This window comes from Streptomyces sp. NPDC001530 (genome assembly GCF_042894545.1).
GTDB lineage: Bacteria > Actinomycetota > Actinomycetes > Streptomycetales > Streptomycetaceae > Streptomyces.
In genome coordinates this window covers 66,698-87,492 of the sequence record NZ_JBIAVS010000019.1, presented here as the reverse complement: position 1 = coordinate 87,492, position 20,795 = coordinate 66,698, and the positions used below count along the sequence as shown (strand labels likewise).

General features: G+C 70.5%; 21 protein-coding genes. 8 read left to right on the top strand and 13 right to left on the bottom strand.

Going from position 1 to position 20,795, the window contains the following annotated elements; translation table 11 throughout:
• Positions 1-2: 2 nt before the first annotated feature.
• The 3 genes from pknB to ACFY0T_RS34590 all read left to right on the top strand — a co-directional run bounded on the left by pknB (position 3) and on the right by ACFY0T_RS34590 (position 3,645).
• Complete coding sequence (gene pknB / locus ACFY0T_RS34600; protein ID WP_388879721.1) at positions 3-1,970, top strand: Stk1 family PASTA domain-containing Ser/Thr kinase; 1,968 nt, start codon at positions 3-5, stop codon at positions 1,968-1,970.
• A gap of 220 nt (positions 1,971-2,190) precedes the next feature.
• On the top strand, positions 2,191-3,057 hold the full coding sequence (locus tag ACFY0T_RS34595; protein ID WP_388879718.1) for a deoxyribonuclease IV: 867 nt from the start codon (positions 2,191-2,193) through the stop codon (positions 3,055-3,057).
• Between the two features lie 90 nt (positions 3,058-3,147).
• Positions 3,148-3,645, top strand: a complete 498-nt coding sequence (locus tag ACFY0T_RS34590) for a DUF4396 domain-containing protein (protein ID WP_388879715.1) — start codon at positions 3,148-3,150, stop codon at positions 3,643-3,645.
• A 19-nt stretch (positions 3,646-3,664) separates the two neighbouring features.
• Here the strand turns inward: ACFY0T_RS34590 and ACFY0T_RS34585 are convergent, their stop codons facing one another.
• On the bottom strand, positions 3,665-4,297 hold the full coding sequence (locus ACFY0T_RS34585) for a sulfite oxidase-like oxidoreductase (RefSeq protein WP_388879712.1): 633 nt from the start codon (positions 4,295-4,297) through the stop codon (positions 3,665-3,667).
• 155 nt (positions 4,298-4,452) lie between these two features.
• Between ACFY0T_RS34585 and bfr the strand changes: the two genes are divergently transcribed.
• Positions 4,453-4,932 (top strand): bacterioferritin, encoded by a 480-nt coding sequence (gene bfr / locus ACFY0T_RS34580; RefSeq protein ID WP_388879710.1) that lies wholly within the window; start codon positions 4,453-4,455, stop codon positions 4,930-4,932.
• 8 nt (positions 4,933-4,940) lie between these two features.
• On the opposite strand, the gene ACFY0T_RS34575 is transcribed toward bfr, so the two are convergent.
• From ACFY0T_RS34575 to ACFY0T_RS34565, 3 genes are all read right to left on the bottom strand, one after another.
• On the bottom strand, positions 4,941-5,204 hold the full coding sequence (locus ACFY0T_RS34575) for a bacterioferritin-associated ferredoxin (protein WP_388879707.1): 264 nt from the start codon (positions 5,202-5,204) through the stop codon (positions 4,941-4,943).
• 178 nt (positions 5,205-5,382) lie between these two features.
• Complete coding sequence (locus ACFY0T_RS34570) at positions 5,383-6,735, bottom strand: class II 3-deoxy-7-phosphoheptulonate synthase (RefSeq protein ID WP_388879705.1); 1,353 nt, start codon at positions 6,733-6,735, stop codon at positions 5,383-5,385.
• Positions 6,736-6,865: 130 nt separating this feature from the next.
• Complete coding sequence (locus tag ACFY0T_RS34565) at positions 6,866-8,119, bottom strand: glycoside hydrolase domain-containing protein (protein ID WP_388879702.1); 1,254 nt, start codon at positions 8,117-8,119, stop codon at positions 6,866-6,868.
• Between the two features lie 63 nt (positions 8,120-8,182).
• Between ACFY0T_RS34565 and ACFY0T_RS34560 the strand changes: the two genes are divergently transcribed.
• Together ACFY0T_RS34560 and ACFY0T_RS34555 are read left to right on the top strand one after the other, a co-directional pair.
• Positions 8,183-8,323, top strand: a complete 141-nt coding sequence (locus ACFY0T_RS34560) for a trp operon leader peptide (RefSeq protein WP_388879699.1) — start codon at positions 8,183-8,185, stop codon at positions 8,321-8,323.
• Between the two features lie 105 nt (positions 8,324-8,428).
• A complete protein-coding gene (locus tag ACFY0T_RS34555; protein ID WP_388879696.1) occupies positions 8,429-10,309 on the top strand; it encodes an anthranilate synthase family protein in 1,881 nt (626 codons plus the stop codon).
• Here the strand turns inward: ACFY0T_RS34555 and ACFY0T_RS34550 are convergent.
• The 5 genes from ACFY0T_RS34550 to ACFY0T_RS34530 all read right to left on the bottom strand — a co-directional run bounded on the left by ACFY0T_RS34550 (position 10,261) and on the right by ACFY0T_RS34530 (position 15,303).
• A complete protein-coding gene (locus ACFY0T_RS34550) occupies positions 10,261-11,256 on the bottom strand; it encodes a 2-hydroxyacid dehydrogenase (RefSeq protein WP_388879694.1) in 996 nt (331 codons plus the stop codon). The genes ACFY0T_RS34555 and ACFY0T_RS34550 overlap by 49 nt on opposite strands.
• Positions 11,257-11,318: 62 nt before the next feature.
• Positions 11,319-12,347, bottom strand: coding sequence for a 6-phosphofructokinase (locus tag ACFY0T_RS34545; protein WP_388879691.1), 1,029 nt, complete (start codon positions 12,345-12,347; stop codon positions 11,319-11,321).
• Positions 12,348-12,536: 189 nt separating this feature from the next.
• On the bottom strand, positions 12,537-13,235 hold the full coding sequence (locus ACFY0T_RS34540) for a response regulator (protein ID WP_388879688.1): 699 nt from the start codon (positions 13,233-13,235) through the stop codon (positions 12,537-12,539).
• A 19-nt stretch (positions 13,236-13,254) separates the two neighbouring features.
• The gene (macS, locus tag ACFY0T_RS34535; RefSeq protein WP_388879685.1) at positions 13,255-14,481 is read right to left on the bottom strand and encodes a MacS family sensor histidine kinase; all 1,227 of its coding nucleotides are present in this window, start codon (positions 14,479-14,481) and stop codon (positions 13,255-13,257) included.
• Positions 14,482-14,523: 42 nt separating this feature from the next.
• Positions 14,524-15,303 carry a lysophospholipid acyltransferase family protein gene (locus ACFY0T_RS34530; RefSeq protein ID WP_388879682.1) on the bottom strand — a complete coding sequence of 260 codons (780 nt, stop codon included), beginning with the start codon at positions 15,301-15,303 and terminating at the stop codon, positions 14,524-14,526.
• Between the two features lie 171 nt (positions 15,304-15,474).
• Here ACFY0T_RS34530 and ACFY0T_RS34525 point away from each other — a divergent pair, with 171 nt between their 5' ends.
• Together ACFY0T_RS34525 and ACFY0T_RS34520 are read left to right on the top strand one after the other, a co-directional pair.
• Positions 15,475-16,311 carry an alpha/beta hydrolase gene (locus ACFY0T_RS34525; protein ID WP_388879679.1) on the top strand — a complete coding sequence of 279 codons (837 nt, stop codon included), beginning with the start codon at positions 15,475-15,477 and terminating at the stop codon, positions 16,309-16,311.
• Positions 16,304-16,930, top strand: a complete 627-nt coding sequence (locus tag ACFY0T_RS34520) for a hypothetical protein (RefSeq protein WP_388879677.1) — start codon at positions 16,304-16,306, stop codon at positions 16,928-16,930. Before ACFY0T_RS34525 ends, ACFY0T_RS34520 begins: the two co-directional genes overlap by 8 nt.
• 7 nt (positions 16,931-16,937) lie before the next feature.
• Here the strand turns inward: ACFY0T_RS34520 and ACFY0T_RS34515 are convergent, their stop codons facing one another.
• The 4 genes from ACFY0T_RS34515 to ACFY0T_RS34500 form a co-directional block, all read right to left on the bottom strand.
• Complete coding sequence (locus tag ACFY0T_RS34515; protein WP_388879673.1) at positions 16,938-17,702, bottom strand: endonuclease/exonuclease/phosphatase family protein; 765 nt, start codon at positions 17,700-17,702, stop codon at positions 16,938-16,940.
• A gap of 370 nt (positions 17,703-18,072) precedes the next feature.
• A complete protein-coding gene (locus ACFY0T_RS34510; protein WP_388879670.1) occupies positions 18,073-19,026 on the bottom strand; it encodes an ROK family glucokinase in 954 nt (317 codons plus the stop codon).
• 54 nt (positions 19,027-19,080) lie between these two features.
• Positions 19,081-19,566: a DUF5304 domain-containing protein gene (locus ACFY0T_RS34505; RefSeq protein WP_388879666.1), complete on the bottom strand. Its 486-nt coding sequence runs from the start codon at positions 19,564-19,566 to the stop codon at positions 19,081-19,083.
• Positions 19,567-19,623: 57 nt separating this feature from the next.
• Positions 19,624-20,793, bottom strand: a complete 1,170-nt coding sequence (locus ACFY0T_RS34500; protein WP_388879663.1) for an ArsA family ATPase — start codon at positions 20,791-20,793, stop codon at positions 19,624-19,626.
• Positions 20,794-20,795: the final 2 nt, after the last annotated feature.

The following is a 20,795-nucleotide window of genomic DNA, read 5'->3' as shown; positions in this document are numbered from 1 at the left end:
GCGTGGATACGACCCTTCAGGACCCGCTTGTCGGGCACGTGCTCGACGGCCGTTATCGCGTTGACGCACGAATCGCGGTCGGCGGGATGGCCACGGTCTACAGGGCCCTGGACACCCGCCTCGACCGCGTGCTCGCGCTCAAGGTGATGCACCCGACGCTGGCCGCAGACGGCTCGTTCGTCGAGCGTTTCATCCGCGAGGCCAAGTCGGTGGCCCGGCTCGCCCACCCCAACGTGGTGCAGGTCTTCGACCAGGGGACGGACGGGTCGTACGTCTATCTGGCCATGGAGTACATCGCCGGATGCACCCTGCGCGACGTACTGCGCGACCGTGGCGCCCTGCAGCCGCGGGCCGCGCTCGACATCCTGGAGCCGGTGCTCGCCGCGCTCGGCGCCGCCCACCGCGCCGGGTTCGTGCACCGCGACATGAAGCCGGAGAACGTCCTCATAGGGGATGACGGCCGGGTCAAGGTGGCGGACTTCGGTCTCGTACGAGCCGTGGACACCGTCACGAACACGACGGGGGCCGTCCTCGGCACCGTGTCGTATCTCGCTCCCGAGCAGATCGAGCACGGCACCGCCGACACCCGCGTCGACGTCTACGCGTGCGGAGTCGTCCTCTACGAGATGCTCACCGGCGACAAGCCGCACTCCGGGGACTCCCCCGCTCAGGTGCTCTACCAGCACCTCCACGCGGACGTACCACCGCCGTCGGCCGCCGTACCGGGGCTGCCGTACGGGCTCGACGAACTGGTCACCACGGCGACCGCCCGCAATCCCGAGGTGCGCCCGCACGACGCGGTGGCGCTGCTCGGCCAGGTCCTCGAGGCGCGCGCCGGGCTCACCGCCGAGCAGCTCGACGCCGTGCCGCCGGGGGCCCTCGCCCTGGGCCACGACAACGCAGAGGACCGTACGAGTGTGATCCCGCGCTCGCTGTCCGTGCCACGGCTGCTGCCCGTGAACGAGGACGACGAGGACGACAACGCGGTCCTCGACCGGACCAGCCGGTTCGAGCAGACCAACCGGTTCGAGCAGACCAGCCGCTTCGAGAGCTCGCCGCCCGCTCCTTCGCGGCGTACCTCGGGGCCCCGGCGCGGGATCCTGGCGGTCGTCGCCGCCATCGTGCTGGTGCTGGGCCTCGGTGCCGGCATCTGGTACATCAACTCCGGCCAGTTCACCAAGGTCCCGCCGGTCCTGGCGAAGTCCCAGGCTGAGGCCACGAAGCGGCTGGAGGCGGCCGGACTGGACGTCAAGGACGTCAAGCACGCGTACAGCGACACCGTGAAGCGCGGCGCCGTCATCAGCACCGACCCGGATGTCGGCGCCCGGATCCGCGACAACGACTCCGTGACGCTGACCATCTCCGATGGCCCGGAGACGGTGAAGGTGCCCGACCTGAAGGGCTTCGCCCTGTTCAAGGCGAAGGAAGTGCTGAAGGACAACGGACTCGCCGCGGGCATGGTCACCCGCGAGTTCAGCGAGGACATCACCAAGGGCTTTGTGATCAGTACGGACCCGGGAGCGGGCACCAAGCGGCACGCGGGCTCGGCCATCGCGCTCACCGTCAGCAAGGGCAGCCCGGTGGAGGTGGCCGACGTCAGGGGCGCGTCGGTCGAGGACGCCACCGAGGAGTTGGAGGAGGCCGGCCTGAAGGTGAAGATCGCCTCCGAGCGGGTCAACTCGGAGTTCGACAAGGGCCTGGTCGCCGAGCAGTCGCCGGGCGCGGGCAAGCAGGCCGCCTCGGGCGACACCGTGACGCTGACGATCTCCAAGGGCCCCGAGATGGTCGAGGTCCCGGACGTCGTGGGTGACAGCGTGGACGACGCCAGGCAGAAGCTGGAGGACGCCGGGTTCAAGGTTGACGAGGACCGTGGGCTGCTCGGGCTCTTCGGGGACAAGGTCAAGGGCCAGTCGGTGGACGGCGGCGAGACGGCCCCCAAGGGGTCGACCATCACCATCGAGATCCGCTGACCCCGGTGGCGCACCGATGGTTTCTCGCCCCCTCCGCCCCTACCCTCCCCCAAGCTCTCGACTTCGCTCGAGCAGGGGGGACCCCCATCGTCCCTGGGGGCTCCGCCCCCAGACCCCCGTATCGCGCTGACGCGCTCGTCCTCAAACGCCGGACGGGCTGAGAATCAGGGGCGGAGGCGGCGAAAAACCTCCGTCTCCTGCGTGGGACCCTGTCAACGTGATGAGTCAGCTGTCCCGCAACCCCGTCGGCGGCCATGTCCCCGTGGCCGGCGGTCTCCACTCCGTCGGCCTGACCTATGCCCGCGACCTCAAGGCCGAGACCGTTCAAGTCTTCGTCGCCAACCCGCGCGGCTGGGCAACGCCCGCCGGAAACCCCAGGCAGGACGAGGAGTTCCGCGCGGCCTGCGCCGCCGAGTCGATCCCCGCGTACGTCCATGCCCCGTATCTGATCAACTTCGGCTCGCACACCGAGGCGACGCTCGAGAAGTCGGTGGAGTCGCTGCGGCACTCGCTGCGGCGCGGGCGGGAGATCGGCGCCCTGGGGGTGGTCGTGCACACCGGGAGCGCCACCGGCGGGCGGGAGCGGGCCGTCGCCCTCAAGCAGGTACGGGAGCACATGCTGCCGCTGCTGGACGAGCTGACCCACGACGACGACCCGTACCTCCTCCTGGAGTCCACGGCCGGCCAGGGCGCCTCCCTCTGCTCCCGGACCTGGGACTTCGGGCCGTACTTCGAGGCGCTCGACGCCCATCCGAAGCTGGGCGTCTGCCTCGACACCTGCCATATCTTCGCGGCGGGCCACGACCTGACCGGGCCGAGCGGGATGCACCAGACCCTCGATCTGCTGGTGGACACGGTCGGCGAGGGGCGGCTCAAGCTGATCCACGCCAACGACTCCAAGGATGTGGTCGGCGCCCACAAGGACCGCCACGAGAACATCGGCTTGGGCCACATCGGCGAGGACCCGTTCCGTGCCTTGATGACCCACCCCGCCACCGAGGGCGTACCCCTGATCATCGAGACGCCCGGCGGCAAGGAAGGGCACGCGGCGGATGTCGAGCGCCTGAAGAAGCTCCGCGACGGCTGAGCCCAACAAAGAAATGGGGAATACCCCCAGGGGGTATAGGGTTCCTGTCCTGTACGAGACACGAACCGCTACTCGGCGCTGGGGGCCCTCATGCAGCACGACACGCACGCGCATCACGAGGTACACGCACACACCCATGACACGGGAGGCACGGCCTCCTGGTCGATGGCCGCACAGGCCACCCTGCACTGCCTCACCGGCTGCGCCATAGGCGAGGTGCTCGGCATGGTGATCGGCACCGCGTTCGGCTGGGGCAATGCACCGACGATGATCCTGGCGATCGCCCTGGCCTTCTTCTTCGGCTACTCGCTCACGCTGCGCGGAGTGCTCAGGGCCGGCGTCGACTTCAGGACGGCGTTCCGGGTCGCGCTCGCCGCGGACACCCTGTCCATCGCGGTGATGGAGCTGATCGACAACGGCGTGATCGCGCTGTGGCCGGACGCGATGGACGCGCACCTCGACGACCTGCTGTTCTGGGGCGCGCTGGCCCTCTCCCTGGTGATCGCCTTCGTGGCCACGACGCCCGTCAACAAGTGGATGATCGGCCGCGGCAAGGGGCACGCGGTGGTGCACCAGTACCACCACTGACCGGCAGCCGTGCCAGGAGTCAGAGCTCGGGGCCGTCCCCGGGCTCCTCCTGGTACGAGTAGCGCTGCTCGCGCCAGGGGTCGCCGATGTTGTGGTAGCCGCGCTCCTCCCAGAAGCCGCGGCGGTCGGCCGTCATGTACTCGACGCCGCGGACCCACTTGGGGCCCTTCCAGGCATACAGGTGCGGGACGATGAGGCGGAGCGGGAAGCCGTGTTCCGCCGTCAGCAGCTCGCCGTCCTTGTGGGTGGCGAAGATCGTGCGGTCGGAGGCGAAGTCCGACAGACGGAGGTTCGAGCTGAAGCCGTACTCGGCCCAGACCATCACATGGGTGACGCTGGGTGCGGGCGGGGCGATCTCCAGGATCGTACGGGCGGGGATGCCACCCCATTCGGCCCCGAGCATGCTGAACTTCGTGACGCAGTGCAGATCGGCCACGACCGTCGCGTACGGCAGGGCCGTGAACTCCTCGTGGGTCCAGCAGTGCTTCTCGCCGTCGGCGGTGGCGCCGAAGACCCTGAACTCCCAGCGTTCGGGGCGGAACTTGGGTACGGGCCCGTAGTGCGTGACCGGCCAGCCGCGCTGAAGTCGCTGCCCCGGCGGAAGCTCCGACTGCGCCGCTTCTCCAGATTCACGCTCCACCGGCTGACCCATGACTCCATCCTGACAGACCCGGGACAGTGCACATGACCAGCCTCGGTCGGATTCGGGCAACTCCTACTAAGCATGCACTTACTGGACTGCCCCCTACGCCGGTGCAAAGATGCGGCGCAACCTCCCCAGTCCCCCGCTTGGAAGGAGCCTCTGCGATGCAGGGCGACCCCGAGGTCATCGAATTCCTCAACGAGCAGCTGACCGCCGAGCTGACGGCGATCAACCAGTACTTCCTGCACGCGAAGATGCAGGAGAACTTCGGCTGGACCAAGCTCGCGAAGTACACGCGGCACGAGTCGTTCGACGAGATGAAGCACGCGGAGGTGCTCACCGACCGGATCCTCTTCCTGGAGGGCCTGCCGAACTACCAGCGGCTGTTCCACGTCCGCGTGGGGCAGACCGTCAAGGAGATGTTCGAGGCCGACCGGCAGGTGGAGGTCGAGGCGATCGACCGCCTCAGGCGCGGGATCGAGGTGATGCGCACGAAGGGCGACATCACGTCCGCGAACATCTTCGAGTCGATCCTCGCGGACGAGGAGCACCACATCGACTATCTGGACACCCAGCTGGAGCTGGTCGAGAAACTCGGCGAGGCGCTCTACATCGCGCAGCTGGTCGAGCAGCCGGAGAGCTGACCGGCGAGCTAGGCGGCCTCTTTCAGCTCGGCCGCCGGCTCCGCGCTCTCGGCGATCTCCGAGAGGACCGGCTTGCCCCGATCCGCGAGCTCCCGGCGCGGACACGCACCCCGGCCCAGCAGCTCCTGGATGCGGCGCACGCACGAGCCGCAGTCCGTGCCCGCCTTGCAGGCCGAGGCTATCTGCCGAGGGGTGCAGGCGCCGCCCTCCGCGTGCTTCTTCACCTGCGCTTCGGTCACTCCGAAGCAGTTGCAGACGTACACGCGGTTCACCTCCCGGCGGGATTCACAGGTCGTGCCGTACCGATAGAGCGAATTGCCCGATTAATCGGTGAGGCTTACCTAACCTTACCCGCCGGGCGGGGAGCGCAAAAGTGGGGAGGGGCGCGGATCGTATGTGATCCGCGCCCCACTTCATCCGCCGGTAACAGGCGCGGCTCCCGCTGATCTGCTACTGGTCGCGGTACATCTCGGCGACCAGGAAGGCCAGGTCAAGGGACTGGCTGCGGTTCAGGCGGGGGTCGCAGGCCGTCTCGTAGCGCTGGTGCAGATCGTCGACGAAGATCTCGTCGCCGCCGCCCACGCACTCGGTGACGTCGTCACCGGTGAGCTCGACGTGGATGCCGCCCGGGTGCGTGCCCAGGCCCTTGTGGACCTCGAAGAAGCCCTTGACCTCGTCGAGCACGTCGTCGAAACGGCGGGTCTTGTGGCCCGAGGCCGCCTCGAAGGTGTTGCCGTGCATCGGGTCGGTCACCCAGGCCACGGTCGCACCGGAGGCGGTGACCTTCTCGACCAGCTCGGGCAGCTTGTCGCGGACCTTGTCCGCGCCCATCCGCACGATGAAAGTGAGACGGCCCGGCTCGCGGTCCGGGTCGAGGCGCTCGATGTACTGCAGCGCGTCCTCGGCCGTCGTCGTCGGGCCCAGCTTGATCCCGATCGGGTTGCGGATCTTCGAGGCGAACTCGATGTGCGCGCCGTCCAGCTGACGGGTGCGCTCACCGATCCACACCATGTGGCCCGAGACGTCGTACAGGTGGCCCGTACGCGAGTCGACCCTGGTCAGCGCCGACTCGTAGTCGAGGAGCAGCGCCTCGTGCGAGGAGTAGAACTCGACGGTCTTGAACTCCTCCGGGTCGGTCCCGCAGGCCCGCATGAAGTTCATCGCGTTGTCGATCTCGCGCGCCAGCTGCTCGTAGCGCTGGCCGGACGGGGACGACTTCACGAAGTCCTGGTTCCAGGCGTGCACCTGGCGCAGGTCGGCGTAGCCGCCGGTGGTGAAGGCGCGCACCAGGTTGAGCGTGGAGGCGGACGCGTTGTACATCCGCTTCAGGCGCTCGGGGTCCGGGATGCGGGCCTCTTCGGTGAAGTCGAAGCCGTTGACGGAGTCGCCCCGGTAGGTCGGGAGCGTCACGCCGTCGCGGGTCTCGGTCGGCTTGGAGCGCGGCTTGGAGTACTGGCCGGCGATGCGGCCGACCTTCACGACCGGCACCGAGGCGGCGTACGTGAGCACGGCGCCCATCTGGAGCAGGGTCTTGAGCTTGTTGCGGATGTGGTCGGCGGACACGGCGTCGAAGGCCTCGGCGCAGTCGCCGCCCTGGAGAAGGAACGCCTCTCCCTTGGCGACGGACGCCATCCGGGCGCGCAGCTGGTCGCACTCGCCCGCGAAGACGAGCGGCGGATACGACTCGAGGTCCGCGATCACATCGCGCAGAGCCTCGGCATCGGGGTACTCGGGCTGCTGCGCCGCGGGCAGGTTTCGCCAGGTGTTGCCAGCGCTCGCGCTGGACTTAGCGTTCACGGTCACCTCCACAACATTACGGGGTCGTGTCGGGCGTCCCTTCACGTGCTCATCAATTGAGACGCCGCCCGCTCGATCGGGGGTGCTCCGGGCGGTCGTGCGGCAGCTGCCCGCGCCGCCCGGAGCACCCACGTTCCTAGTCCACGTCGATCCGGTCGCGGTCGATGGAGATCGTCACGCCGCCGTGGGTCTCGGTCGTGTCTCCGACGTACTGGTGGATGCGCTGGTGCTTGGCCCACAGGGTCGCGGGGACCGCCGGGTCGTCGGTGGTCGACTCGTAGTTCCAGCTGGCGAAGTGGATGACGTCGGGCAGGGTGACGTCGTCGCGGTTGTCCACCAGGTCGGTGACCAGGGACGAGGTGTTGCCGTACGCGCCGGAGCGGTAGCCCAGCTTGTGCAGGCGCTCGGTGAAGGCGCCGAGATAGGAGAGGACCCGGGCGGTCACGGCGTCTCCGCGCTGGTAGTGCTCCAGGTCGTCGTAGATCACCGTTCCCTTGCCGAGCCCCAGCGCGGCGGCCTGCCGGGCCGCGTCGTCGGCGGCCGCGGTGCCCTGCGGCACCGGGTCGGTGATCTCCGCGCAGCCGCCCCCGCAGCTGCCGCCGTCCGCGGCGGGCTGCCGGCCGACGTACAGCGGGATGAACCGCCAGCCGGCCGCGTACTGCTTCCGCACCCACTGGGCGGTGAGGTTCGGCTGGGCGCAGGCGCGGTTGATCCCGCCGATGTAGATGCCGACGACGCGGTAGTCGGACGCGTCCCGCCAGGCGTCCATGGCCTTCTGGCTCGGTGCGGTACAGGCGTCGAAGCCCTCGCCGCGGAAGGAGGTCGCGTCCTTGGCGAGGGGCGCCACGGCGGGCGGCGGCGCGGCGGCCGGTGCGGCGGCGACGGGCAGGCCGGCGCCGCGGAGGATGTCCTGGATCCGCGTGCGGTCGTCCCCGTACGCGGCGGTCACGGCGATGCGGTCCGCGGTGACCCGGTACGTACCGGCCGTACGGTCCTCGGTGACGGCGCTGGTGACGACGTGGGGGCTCCCGGCGGCGGCCGCGGCGCTCTCGGCGCCGGTATCGGGCTGGATCAGGAGCGCCTCGGTACGTCCCCGTACGCGCGCCGGGCAGTTCTGTTGTTCGCCCGGCGTACCGAGGTACACGACGTGACGGTCGAAGCGGACACAGGCCTCCGGGTTCTTCTCCAGGTCCACGACCCACCAGGAGGCGGGCACGTCGAAGGCGTGGCCCCGGTAGGTGACCCGGGTGGTGTCGTCGGAGGAGCGCGGGGCCGACTGGGCGGCGCCGGGCAGGGCGGCGGCGAGGGCCGTGGCCGCGGCGAACACAGCGAGCGCGCGTGCGCCGCTCCGGCGGGGCACGCTCCGGCGGGGCACGCTCCGGCTGGGCATGGGTGAACGAGGTGCGTAAATGACTCTCTCCTCGGTCGGATCGGTCGGTCTACCTGGCCATGAATGGCCGGTGTCCGAGCCGTCCGAACCCCGTACGCGAACGGTTCACGCTGTTGCCGGGCCCCCGGGTCGGGTAGGGTGCGGCGCATGTTCGCGCACTCGATCCAGAACTGGTGGTGGACCGCTCATCCGGCGGCCCACTGACTGCGCGTACGCAAGACTTCGCGAAGGCCGCCCGAGGGGCGGCCTTCGGTGTTTCCGGGCCCGTTCCTCTCCGAGTGAGTCTCTGAGTGAGAAGGAACAGGACCCGTGAACCTGCTCGACCTCCTGGACGATCCCCGTCCGTTCGCCCTGCTGCGCCGCCGCACCCCCGGCCACGACCATGACGTGGTCGAGGTGCTGCTCGGCCCGGTCGCCACCTACGACCGCCTCGCCGACATCCCCGACGAGGGCCTCGCGCTGATCCCCTACCGCCAGATCCGCGAGCGCGGCTTCGACGTCCGCGACGACGGCACACCGCTCACGGTGCTCGCCCCCGAGGAGACGTACGAACTGCCGCTGAACCAGGCCCTGTCGCAGCTGCCGTCGCACGACGTGCGCGTCGAGGGCGGCGGCTTCGACGTCGAGGACGAGGAGTACGCCGGGATCGTCGGGCGGGTGCTGCGCGAGGAGATCGGGCGGGGCGAGGGCGCGAACTTCGTGATCCGGCGTACGTACGAGGGGGAGATCCCGGGGTTCGGGAAGGCCGACGCGCTGGCCCTCTTCCGGCGGCTTCTGGTCGGTGAGCGGGGCGCGTACTGGACGTTCGTCGTGCACACCGGGGAGCGCACGCTGGTCGGGGCCAGCCCCGAAGTGCACGTCCGGATGTCCGGGGGGACCGTGGTGATGAACCCGATCAGCGGCACGTACCGCTACCCGGCCGAGGGGCCGACGCCCGAGGATCTGCTCGCCTTCCTCGCCGACGGCAAGGAGATCGAGGAGCTCTCGATGGTCGTCGACGAGGAGCTCAAGATGATGTGCACGGTCGGCGACATGGGCGGGGTGGTGATCGGGCCGCGGCTCAAGGAGATGGCCCATCTCGCGCACACCGAGTACGAGTTGCGGGGCCGGTCCTCGCTGGATGTGCGCGAGGTGCTGAAGGAGACCATGTTCGCGGCGACGGTCACCGGCTCGCCGGTGCAGAACGCGTGCCGGGTGATCGAGCGGTACGAGGTCGGTGGGCGAGGCTATTACGCGGGTGCGCTGGCCCTCGTCGGGCGGGACGCCGGCGGGGCGCAGACCCTGGACTCCCCCATCCTCATCCGGACCGCCGACATCGACGCCGGGGGACGGCTGCGGGTGCCGGTGGGCGCCACGCTCGTCCGGGGATCGGATCCGGCGAGCGAGGTCGCCGAGACGCATGCCAAGGCGGCGGGCGTGCTGGCGGCTCTGGGGGTACGGGCGGGGCGGCCGCGTGCGGAGGGCGTACGGCCGAAGCTGGGCGACGACCCGCGCGTGCAGGCGGCGCTGGACGGGCGGCGGGCCTCGCTCGCACCGTTCTGGCTGCGGATGCAGGCGCGGGCCGACTCGCTGGAAGGCCACGCCCTGGTCGTGGACGGCGAGGACACCTTCACGGCGATGCTCGCGCATGTGCTGCGGTCGAGTGGGCTGGCGGTGACGGTACGGCGCTACGACGAGCCGGGGCTGCGGGACGCGGTGCTCGCGCACGAGGGGCCGCTCGTGCTGGGGCCCGGCCCCGGCGACCCCTCGGATATGACCGATCCCAAGATGCGGTTCCTGCGGGAGCTCACCGCCGAGGTGATCCGCGGTCACCGTCACGGCGTGCTCGGTGTCTGCCTCGGCCATGAGCTGATCGCGGCCGAGCTGGGCCTGGAGATCGTCCGCAAGGAAGTGCCGTACCAGGGCGCGCAGACGGAGATCGACCTGTTCGGGCGGGCGGAGACCGTCGGCTTCTACAACAGCTTCGTGGCGCGGTGCGACGAGGAGGCCCTCGTGGAGCTGTCCGCGCACGGCGTCGAGGTCAGCCGCAGTGACAGCGGCGAGGTGCACGCGATGCGCGGTCCCGGGTTCGCGGGCGTGCAGTTCCACCCGGAGTCGGTGCTGACGCTGAACGGCACGGCGGTCGTACGGGAGCTGATCGGTCAGCTGCGGGGCACCAGCACGTTCTCCGAGCGGCGGCCCGCCGTGTAGTCGAGGACGTTCTTGACCGTGGCCTCGATGATCTGGCCGACGGCGTCCTCGGTGTAGTACGCCTGGTGGGACGTGACCAGGACGTTCGGGAAGGTGACGAGGCGGGCCAGGGTGTCGTCCTCGACGGGCTCCAGGGACTTGTCGAGGAAGAAGAGCCCGGCTTCCGCCTCGTACACGTCGAGGCCGACGCCCGTGAAGCGGCCCTCGCGCAACTCGGCGACGAGGGCCGCAGTGTCGATCAGGCCGCCGCGGCTGGAGTTCACCAGGATCGCGTCGTCCTTCATCGTGCGCAGGGCGGCGGCGTCGATGAGGTGCTGGGTCTCCGGCATCAGCGGTACGTGCAGGGAGATCAGGTCGGACTCGGCGAGGAGCTGGTCCTTGGAGACGTACTTCATGCCGAGTTCGACGCAGGCCGGGTTCTCGACGACGTCCCAGCCGAGCAGGTTCATGCCGTAGCCGTGGGCGATCCGCGTGAACGCCTCGCCGATCTTGCCGGTGCCGAGGACGCCGACCGTACGGCCGTGCATGTCACGGCCCATCAGCCCGTCGAGCCGGAAGTCGAAGTCGCGGGTGCGGATGGCGGCGCGCACGATACGGCGGTTGACGGCCATGCCGAGGGTCCAGGCGAACTCGGCGACCGAGTACGGCGAGTAGGACGAGACCCGGGCGACCGTCATGGCGAGGCGCTCGGCGACCTCGAGGTCGATGTTGTTGAAGCCGGTGGAGCGCTGGGCGACGAGCTGTGTCCCGCCGGCCGCCAGGGTCTGCAGGACGCGGTGGCCCAGGCCGCAGTTGACGCTGGTGGAGATGGCCTCGTAGCCGGCTGCGATGGGAGCGGTGTCCTCGTTGAGGAAGACATCGAGGCTGCGGAGCTCGTGGTGTCCCGCGAAGGCCTTCTCGAGCAGGGGCTTCTCGTCGGCCTGGACGCCGAAGGCGAGGATCTCCACGCTTCCTCCCGTTCCACCGGGTTATGGGCCGAATATACGGCCCATAACCCTGGTGTGCCGGGTCAGCCGAAGAAGACTCCGACCTCCTCGTAGAGCTTCGGGTCGACCGTCTTCAGCTTGGCCGTTGCCTCCGCGATCGGGACGCGGACGATGTCCGTGCCGCGCAGGGCGACCATCTTGCCGTAGTCGCCGTCGCGGACGGCCTCGATGGCGTGCAGCCCGAAGCGGGTGGCGAGCCAGCGGTCGAACGCGCTGGGGGTGCCGCCGCGCTGGACGTGCCCGAGGACCGTGGTCCGGGCCTCCTTGCCGGTGCGCTTCTCGATCTCCTTGGCCAGCCACTCGCCGACCCCTGAGAGGCGCACATGCCCGAAGGAATCGAGGGACTCGTCCTTGAGGACCATGTCGCCGTCCTTGGGCATCGCCCCCTCGGCGACGACCACGATCGGCGCGTACGAGGCCTTGAACCGCGAGGTCACCCAGGCGCACACCTGGTCGACGTCGAAGCGCTGCTCAGGAATGAGGATGACGTTGGCGCCGCCGGCCAGGCCCGAGTGGATCGCGATCCAGCCCGCGTGCCGGCCCATCACCTCGCAGACGAGGACGCGCATGTGCGACTCGGCGGTGGTGTGCAGGCGGTCGATCGCCTCGGTCGCGATGCCGACGGCGGTGTCGAAGCCGAAGGTGTAGTCGGTGGCTGACAGGTCGTTGTCGATGGTCTTCGGTACGCCGACGACGGGGACGCCGTACTCGTCGGTGAGACGCGCGGCGACGCCGAGCGTGTCCTCGCCGCCGATCGCGATGAGCGCGTCGACCTCCTGCTTGGCGAGGTTCTCCTTGATCCGGCGGATGCCGTTCTCCTGCTTGAGGGGGTTGGTGCGCGAGGAGCCGAGGATGGTGCCGCCACGGGGCAGGATGCCACGCACGGCGGGGATGTCGAGCCGCACGACGTCGCCCTCGAGCGGTCCTCGCCAGCCGTCCCGGAAGCCGACGAAGTCATAGCCGTACTCCTGCACGCCCTTACGGACGATGCCCCGGATGACGGCGTTGAGCCCGGGGCAGTCGCCGCCTCCGGTCAGTACTCCGACCCGCATGGAAAGTCCCTTCGCCGCGGTTGCCTGATGGACTCACGCTAATAGTGATCCAGGTCACTTCGGCATGGTGCGGAAGGTCAATTCCGGTGAATTGTGCGGGTGTTGATCAGTCGTCTTCACTCGATGGTGTGGGTGCGTCAGGTTTACGCCTACGGGTGCGTGAGGTGTACCAGGGCTGGCGCGAGAGGCTTACGCCTCGTCAAGTCCGCGCTCTATCGCGTAGCGCACCAGCTCCACGCGGTTGTGGAGTTGCAGCTTGCCGAGGGTGTTCTGCACGTGGTTCTGCACCGTGCGGTGGGAGATGACCAGGCGCTCGGCTATCTGCTTGTAGCTCAGGCCCTTGGCGACCAGGCGGAGCACTTCGGTCTCGCGGTCGGTGAGTTGGGGGGCCTTGGGCTCGTCGGCGCCCGCGGCGGGGGCCGGTTCGGAGGCCAGCCGGCGGTATTCGCCGAGGACCAGGCCCGCGAGGCCGGGCGTGAACACCGGGTCGCCGACGGCCGTACGGCGCACCGCGTCGATCAGCTCCTCCGTGGAGGCCGACTTGAGCAGATAGCCGGTGGCGCCGGACTTCACCGCCTCCAGGACGTCGGCATGCTCGCCGCTGGCCGACAGGACAAGGACACGCAGCGCCGGGTTGGCGCCGACCAGTTCCTTGCAGACCTGGACGCCGGGCTTGGCGGGCAGGTTCAGATCGAGCACGAGGACATCGGGCGCGGCGGCCTGGGCGCGGCGCACGGCCTGCTCGCCGTCGCCCGCGGTGGCGACCACGTCGAAGCCGGACTCGGCCAGGTCACGGGCGACGGCGTCGCGCCACATGGGGTGGTCGTCGACCACCATGACCTTGATCGGCCCCTGCTGCACGTCTGTGGCCTCCGTCGTCCCCGTCATCGCCGTTCCACCGTCTTCGTCATCGCCGTTCCGCCTTCCCCCGTGAAACCTTCGGTACCTTCAGCTCGACCTCCGTGCCCTGGCCCGGGACCGAGATCAGCTCGGCCGTGCCGCCCAGGTCGCGCAGCCGTCCGCGGATCGACAGGGCGACCCCGAGACGCCCCTCGCCCTCGGCTTGGTCGAGCCGGCCCTCCGGGATGCCGGGGCCGTCGTCGCGTACGGTCACGATCACCGCGTCCGGTTCGTCCTCGACCAGGATCCAGGCCCGGGCGTCCGCACCGGCGTGCTTGCGCACATTGTCCAGGGCGGCACCGACAGCCGCGGTCAGCTCCTTGGCGGCCGCCGGGGCGAGCGGCACGGGCGCGCCGGGCTCGGAGAGGGTCACGCGCGCGGTGGCGTACGGGACGAGCAGCGCGCGCAGGTCGACGGGGCCCGCGGAGTCCTCGTCCTCGTCCTGCTCCTCGACGGCTCGTACGACCGCACCGAGCGCGGCGTCCTCCGACACCCGCGAGACGGGCACGAGACCGCCCGAGACCAGCGTGCGCAGCGCCGCTTCCTGCTCGCCGGCCATCCGGCCCAGCTCCGCCGCCTCGCCGCCGAGCGCGGAAGCGCGCCGCTGCACCATGGCGAGAACCTGGAGTACGCCGTCGTGGATGTCGCGGGCCAGGCGCTCCCGTTCGCGGGTGGCGGCCTCGATCTCCAGAGCGCGGGCGAGGGTGCGCTCGGAGGCGCGGGCGACCTCGACGACGTATCCGATGGCGATGGAGGCGACCCAGACCAGGACCACGTTGTGGATGGTGTCGCGGGTCGGGGCACCGCGTTCGACGAGGTTGACGGCGGCGACGAGTGTGGAGGCGAAGGCCGCCCAGCGCCAGCCGCCCTTGATCGCGAAGGCCAGGACGGAACCGGCGGTCCATATCGACGGCAGGGTCGGGCCGCCGGACTCGATCCGCGACGCGTCGTCGGCGACCCGGGTGAGCAGGATGCCGGCGAGCGCGATGGTGAGGTCGGCGGTGAGGAACCGCTTGGTGCAACTGGCCGCGTTCGCGACCCTGCGGAGGGTCGCCAGGGTCCACACGAAGAGCAGCGCGTAGAACGCGATGGCCACCCAGGGGCGGGCGAACTTGTCGTACGCGGTGGCGAAGAGGCCGATCGCGTACAGCATGGTCAGAACGCGATACGCGGTGAGCGCACGCCACAGCGGCTGCTCGACCGACATCCTCATCACGCGCTCGCGCTTGGCCATCTCCCCCACCCCCCCAACTCCCGCACGTCCTGACGGACGCGTCTAGGAGCCGGACCGTTCCTTCTCCGCCTGCTCGGCTTCCTTGGCGGCCTGCTTCTCGGCTTGCGCGAGCGCGGCCTTCGCCGCCTTCTCGGCGTCCTTCTCGGCCTTCGCCGCCTCCGCGATCCGCCGCTTGGCGGCGGTCGCGTATATGTCGACGTACTCCTGGCCGGAGAGCTTCATGATTTCGTACATGACCTCGTCGGTCACCGCGCGGAGCACGAAGCGGTCGTGCTCCATGCCGCGGTAACGGCTGAAGTCCAGCGGCTTGCCGATGCGGATGCCCGGGCGCATCAGCTTGGGCATCACCTTGCCCGGCGGCTGGATCTTCTCGGTGTCGATCATCGCGACCGGGATGACGGGCGCGCCGGTGGCGAGCGCCACGCGCGCGAGGCCGCCGGGCTTGCCGCGGTAGAGGCGGCCGTCGGGCGAGCGCGTGCCCTCCGGGTAGATGCCGAACAGCTCACCGCGCTCGATGACCTCGATACCGCTCTTGATGGCCGCCTCGCCCGCGCCGCGCGCGCCCGAGCGGTCCACGGGGAGCTGGCCCACGCCCTTGAAGAAGGCGGCGGTCATCCGGCCCTTGATGCCGGGCGTCGTGAAGTACTCGGCCTTGGCGATGAAGGTCACCTTGCGGTCGAGGACCGCGGGCAGGAAGAACGAGTCCGAGAACGACAGGTGATTGCTCGCCAGAATGGCGGGGCCCTCGGCGGGGATGTTCTCGAGGCCTTCCACCCAGGGCCTGAAGGCAAGCTTCAGCGGCCCTCCGATGGAAAACTTCATTGCGCCGCAGATCACCCGAGTGCCTCCTGTGTCGTCGATCAGACCTTAACCCGGAGCACTGTCAAAGGACCCGACGACCCTGGTCGGTGTCAGTGCGGTCGCGTACGGTGAAGTACGCCTCGAAGCCTCGGGGGTTCCGTTTCGCCCGCCTCTATGAACAGGAGACCGAAGGTGCCGGTCCTTCCTGGAGCCGAGCCGTTCCGCCACGAGGGCGGAGAGGTCGGCGTCCTTCTCTGCCACGGCTTCACCGGGTGCCCGCAGTCGCTGCGCCCCTGGGCGGAGTATCTCGCCGAGCGCGGCCTGACCGTCAGCCTGCCGCTGCTGCCGGGGCACGGGACGCGCTGGGAGGACATGCAGCTCACCGGCTGGCAGGACTGGTACGCGGAGCTGGACCGCGAGCTGCGCGCCCTGAGGGACCGGTGCTCGCAGGTGTTCGTCTGCGGCCTCTCCATGGGCGCCGCGCTCACGCTGCGCCTCGCGGCCAAGCACGGTGACGAGATCACCGGCATCGTGATCGTCAATCCGCTGAACAAGGTGCACGGCCTGGCGGCGCACGCCCTTCCAGTGCTGCGACATTTCGTACGGTCGACGAAGGGCATCGTGAGCGACATCGCGAAGGAGGGTGCCGCGGAGCTCGGGTACGACCGGGTGCCGCTGCACGCCGCGCACTCGATGCGGAATCTCTGCGGACTCGTCGACGGCGAGCTGCCGCAGGTCACCCAGCCGATATTGCTGCTGCACAGCGCCCAGGACCATGTGGTGTCCCCCGCCGACTCGGCGCGCGTCCTCAGCCGGGTGTCGTCCACGGACGTGACGGAGATCCTGCTGGAACAGAGCTACCACGTCGCGACGTTGGACCACGACGCGGACCGGATCTTCGAGGAGAGCCACGCGTTCATCGCCCGGCTCGCGCCCAGTGCCGGCAAGAAGTCCGACGCGGGTCAGGTGGGACAGGTGAGTCAGGTGGGACAGGTGGGTCAGCAGGAAGGGACGGCCACCGGTGGCTGAGCACGACGCGGACCGCGGCGATTCCGAGGAGAAGGGCGTACCTCTCGGCGAGCCCCTCGGCGAGGAGCAGAGCGTGCCCTTCGACGAGGACGCCGCGTGGCAGGCGATCGTCGCCGGGTACGGCGAGGAGCCGCCGGACCCGCCCGGCGCGAAACCGTTCAAGTCGGTCGAGGACCTGGCACTCCTCGACCCGAAGACGAACGACGCCCCTGACGGCGACGGCGGGGACGAGAAGCCCGGGGCCGGATCCGAGGGCACGCCCCCCACGGCCAAGCCCCTGGGCAGCTCGGTCGCGTTCGCTCCCGGTGTCGGCGGCCCGCGCGACTACCAGGCGTCCGAGCCCTCCGACGACGACTTCGACGAGGACGACGAGGGCCACTTCGTACCGCCCGAGCCGCCCCCGCTGCCGGCCGCCGACACCACGGCCAAGTTCGCCTGGCTCGCCGTCATCGGCGGCCCCATCCTGCTCCTGCTGGCCGTCCTCCTCGGCTGGGACATGACCTGGTGGCTCGCCACCCTCGGCATCGGCGGCTTCCTCGGCGGCTTCGCCACGCTGGTGATGCGCATGAAGACCGACGACGAGGACGGGGACGACCCCGGGCGAGGCGCGGTGGTCTGACCCCGCTTCAGGACACGGGCACTCTGAGGGCGGCCAACACGGGCAAGTGATCCGTGGCCGCCCTCAGGTCTGCCTCCGCCACTCCGGGCAGGCCGAGCGGCACCCCGCAGCCCAGGACTTCCACGCCCTCGGTGGCGAAGATCGCGTCGATGCGCTGATGGGGGTCCATGGGCGTGGAGGTGTACTCCGCGCCCCAGGGCCGGGTCGCCCAGGCGTCCTGGAGGGTGCCGGCGAGGCGCTTGAAGGTGGGGCCGTTCGGCCGTTCGTTGAGATCCCCGCCCGCGACGGCATGCGGGGTGCCGAGCCCCGCGAGGCGGTCGAGGAGCATGCCGCCCTGCTCGTACCGCTCGTCCTTCTGAAGCGAGAGATGGCAGCTCAGGACACCGAGGCGGGCACCGCCGAACCGTACGACGGCGGTGGCGAAACCGCGCCGGTGCAGACCGGGGGTGAGCGGCAGCAGCACGTCCTCGGTGCGCTCCACCGTGGCCCGCAGGGAGCACAGCAGCGCGGGCCCCGACGCCGTGGCGCCGCCCGACAGGATCACCTGCCCGGACGCGGCCGCGAGCCGCGCCAGCTTCTTGCGCCAGCGGAAGAACCGGGGCGCTTCCTGGACCAGGACCAGGTCGGGTGCGCAGGCACTGATCACCCGCGCGAGCGCGCCGGTGTCGTCGCGCATCGACCGGATGTTGTAACTGAGCACCCTGATGACGGCGGAACCGTCGGCTTCGGTACGGGAGTCGGGCAGCGGACTGGCTGAGGGGCTGGTCGGCATGGCGATCAAGATACGACAGCTCAAGCACCCATGACGGACGATGGCGGAGAGCTCACGCACCCATGACGGACAGCTCACGCGCTGGTGACGGACAGCTCACACGTCGCTGACGGCGGTGTGGCACCGCCCCGCAGCCGCCCACGCACGGAAGGGGCCGTGCCGGTACATCAAATGCCCGCATCCGGACGGATCCCCAGCGGACGGCTCCCTGAGAACCCCCAGCCGATCCGTTCGGATGCGGGCGGATGTACCGGCGCGGCCCCGACCCACGACGATCCGAAGGCGCCCCACTCGCGGGCGGAAACCCGCCCGACAAGGCACGGCATCCAGCACGGCGGGCGCCGCCGTACCGGGTGCCGTGCCGACGGTGTCACATGATCGGGTCGGGCTCCCGGGCCAGGTCCGCCGCCCCGACGAGCCCCGCCTTGTTGCCCAGCTGCGCGGCGATGACCTCGGCCACCGGGCGCCAGTTGCCACCGACGAGCCAGCGCTTGTACGACTTGCGGATCGGGTCGAGGACCAGCTCGCCCTCGTCCGAGAGGCCGCCGCCGACGATGAAGGCGGAGGGGTCGAAGAGCGAGGCCAGGTCGGCGAGGCCCGCTCCGGCCCAGCGCGCCAGCTCACGGTAGGAGTCCACCGCGACCGGGTCGCCCTGCCGCGCGGCCACCGAGATGTGCTTGCCCTCGATGCCGTCGGGGGTGCCGTTGCCCAGCGCGAGCAGGATCTCCGCGTTCTCGGGGGTCGCGTTGGCCCGCTGCTTGGCGTACCGGACGAGGGCGCGCCCCGAGGCGTACTGCTCCCAGCAGCCCTGCGAGCCGCAGCCGCACAGCAGACCGTCCGGCACCATCCGGATGTGGCCGAACTCGGCGGCCACACCGAAGTGCCCGCGGCGCAGCTTGTTGCCGATGATGATGCCGCCGCCCAGGCCCGTGCCCAGGGTGATGCAGATGACGTTGCGGTGGCCCTTGCCCGCGCCGAACTTGTACTCGCCCCACGCCGCCGCGTTCGCGTCGTTCTCGACGACGACCGGCAGCCCCACGCGCTGCTCCACCTCGGCCTTGAGCGGCTCCTGCCGCCAGTCGATGTTCGGTGCGAAGTAGACCGTCGAGCGCTGGCGGTTCACGTATCCGGCGGCACCGATGCCCACGCCGACGATGTCGTGTCCGGCGCGCGCGCCCTCCACGGCAGAGGCGATGGCGTCCACGATGGCCTGCGGCGTGCTGGGGGTCGGCACCTTGTGGGTCGAGAGGATGTTGCCTTCCTCGTCGACCACACCGGCCGCGATCTTCGTGCCGCCGATATCGACGCCGATGGTGAGTCCCATGAATCCCTCAGTTTCGGTCGAGCCCCGCTACGGCCAACCGTACCCGAGGGGCCCTCAGTCCAAGTCGATGTGTTCCCCTGGACCGGTCCCCTCGTCGCGCGGGCGCGTGTCCCGGGTCGTCCAGCGCCGCTCCTGTGCCTCGACGGCCGAGCGGTAGGCGGCGAGCAGCTCGGAACCCGCGGCCGCGAGGTGGTCGAACACGTCCGGATTGCGCTCCAGCACCGGCTCGACGGCGGCCTTGGCCTGCTGCACGACCTGGTTGACCATCTGCTGGGCGGTGCCGGAGGCCATCGCGCCGAAGAGCGGCGACTGGAGTCCGGACAGTTTGTCGGCGACGGCGTCGACGAGCTTGCGCAGTTCCTCGGCGGCCGAGCCCTGCTGTGGGCCGTACTGGGCGCGGCGGCGGGCCTTCTCCGCCGCGAGATCCTCGGCACAGGCCTTCGCCCAGGCGTCGGCGTCGGTAGCGCGCGCCTCTTCGGCGCGTACCTCCTCGGCCGCCTCCTCCTGAGCGGCGTCGGACGTGGGGCGCTCTTCGCTCATGGCGGACTCCTGCCTACGGTTCGTGCTTTCGACGTTACCCGAACGGGGGTACACCGTTCACCGTGTCCGGGGCCACAGATCGGGGTCCGGTGCGAATCGGATCCTCAGCTCGCCTTCGCGCAGCGCGGCGCCGGCCACGCTGCAGCGGCGCAGGGCCGACGGAAGCGGAACGATACGGCGGACCTGCCCTGCCGTGATCACGAGTTCGTCGCCGCGCCGGATGAGGTCGAGTTCCTCGCGTATCGCGCCGGGGAGCGGGATGTGCCATACGAGGACACCGTCGTCGGCGAGGTGGTCGGTGACGGGCCACTCGACCGGGGGTGGCGTCTCGTTGACGCCGGGTACGGGGAGCGCGGCGAGGTCGTCGGTGCCGCGCGGGTCGTGGCCGAGGTGGGGGACCTCGTGGACGGCGTATGTCTCCTGCCACTCGTCCAGCGCCTTGCGCTGCTGGGCGGCGAGGGCCGCCAGCCAGGTGTCGTGGGTGGCGCCGGGCAGCACACGGCTCGCGACCAGGGCGTCCACGGACAGGCCGCGCAGGGCGAGGGCGGTCGCGGCGGTGCGTACGGCGTCGGTACCGGCCGGGCCCGGCTCGGCGACCAGCCGTACGGTCGTGGCGCGGTCCTCGACGACCGCCGCCACGGCGGCCAGCTCGATGTCCCAGCGGGCTGCCGTCTCGTACAGCCACTCCGCGGGCATCGGGACGCCCGCGAGGCGGCCGAGGACGGGGCGCAGGGCGCGGGCCGCCTGGCGCTCCGGCGGGAGCAGCCGGCGCAGATAGCGGCGGAGTTCCTCGGGGAGGGCGAGGAGGGCGAGGGCCTGCGGGGCCGGGGGGAGGTCCACGACCAGGAGGTCGTACGCGTCCGACATCGCCGCGTCGCGCAGGGCGCGAAGCAGGGCGAGCTCCTCGGCGCCGGGCAAGGGGGTGACTTCCTCGGCGTCCAGGCGGGAGGCGCCGAGCAGGTCCAGGGCGGTCTGCGCGCGCTGCTGGAAGGTGGTGAGGTCGTCGCGGAAGCGTTCCGCCGCGTCGGGGCGCCAGGCGGTGAGGCCGGGGGCCGCCGCCACGGGGGCCGATCCCGTGGGTACGCCGAGGACGGCGCCGAGGGTGTCGGTGCGGTCGGCGCTGAGCACCAGGGTGCGGGTGCCCTCGCGGGCTGCCCGCAGCGCGGTGGCCGCGGCGACGGTGGTACGGCCGGTGCCGCCCTGGCCGGTGATCAGGATGGTGCGCATGA

What these genes read in the sequence shown, in the direction of transcription:
- ACFY0T_RS34565 (WP_388879702.1), bottom strand. Translation starts at nt 8,119, where the DNA reads ATGCCCAGCCGGAGCGTGCCCCGCCGGAGCGTGCCCCGCCGGAGCGGC.
- ACFY0T_RS34530 (WP_388879682.1), bottom strand. Translation starts at nt 15,303, where the DNA reads ATGAAGTTTTCCATCGGAGGGCCGCTGAAGCTTGCCTTCAGGCCCTGG.
- macS (WP_388879685.1), bottom strand. Translation starts at nt 14,481, where the DNA reads ATGGCCAAGCGCGAGCGCGTGATGAGGATGTCGGTCGAGCAGCCGCTG.
- ACFY0T_RS34510 (WP_388879670.1), bottom strand. Translation starts at nt 19,026, where the DNA reads ATGGGACTCACCATCGGCGTCGATATCGGCGGCACGAAGATCGCGGCC.
- ACFY0T_RS34505 (WP_388879666.1), bottom strand. Translation starts at nt 19,566, where the DNA reads ATGAGCGAAGAGCGCCCCACGTCCGACGCCGCTCAGGAGGAGGCGGCC.
- ACFY0T_RS34515 (WP_388879673.1), bottom strand. Translation starts at nt 17,702, where the DNA reads ATGCCGACCAGCCCCTCAGCCAGTCCGCTGCCCGACTCCCGTACCGAA.
- bfr (WP_388879710.1), top strand. Translation starts at nt 4,453, where the DNA reads ATGCAGGGCGACCCCGAGGTCATCGAATTCCTCAACGAGCAGCTGACC.
- ACFY0T_RS34545 (WP_388879691.1), bottom strand. Translation starts at nt 12,347, where the DNA reads ATGCGGGTCGGAGTACTGACCGGAGGCGGCGACTGCCCCGGGCTCAAC.
- ACFY0T_RS34585 (WP_388879712.1), bottom strand. Translation starts at nt 4,297, where the DNA reads ATGGGTCAGCCGGTGGAGCGTGAATCTGGAGAAGCGGCGCAGTCGGAG.
- ACFY0T_RS34595 (WP_388879718.1), top strand. Translation starts at nt 2,191, where the DNA reads ATGAGTCAGCTGTCCCGCAACCCCGTCGGCGGCCATGTCCCCGTGGCC.
- ACFY0T_RS34590 (WP_388879715.1), top strand. Translation starts at nt 3,148, where the DNA reads ATGCAGCACGACACGCACGCGCATCACGAGGTACACGCACACACCCAT.
- ACFY0T_RS34500 (WP_388879663.1), bottom strand. Translation starts at nt 20,793, where the DNA reads ATGCGCACCATCCTGATCACCGGCCAGGGCGGCACCGGCCGTACCACC.
- ACFY0T_RS34540 (WP_388879688.1), bottom strand. Translation starts at nt 13,235, where the DNA reads ATGACGGGGACGACGGAGGCCACAGACGTGCAGCAGGGGCCGATCAAG.
- ACFY0T_RS34560 (WP_388879699.1), top strand. Translation starts at nt 8,183, where the DNA reads ATGGCCGGTGTCCGAGCCGTCCGAACCCCGTACGCGAACGGTTCACGC.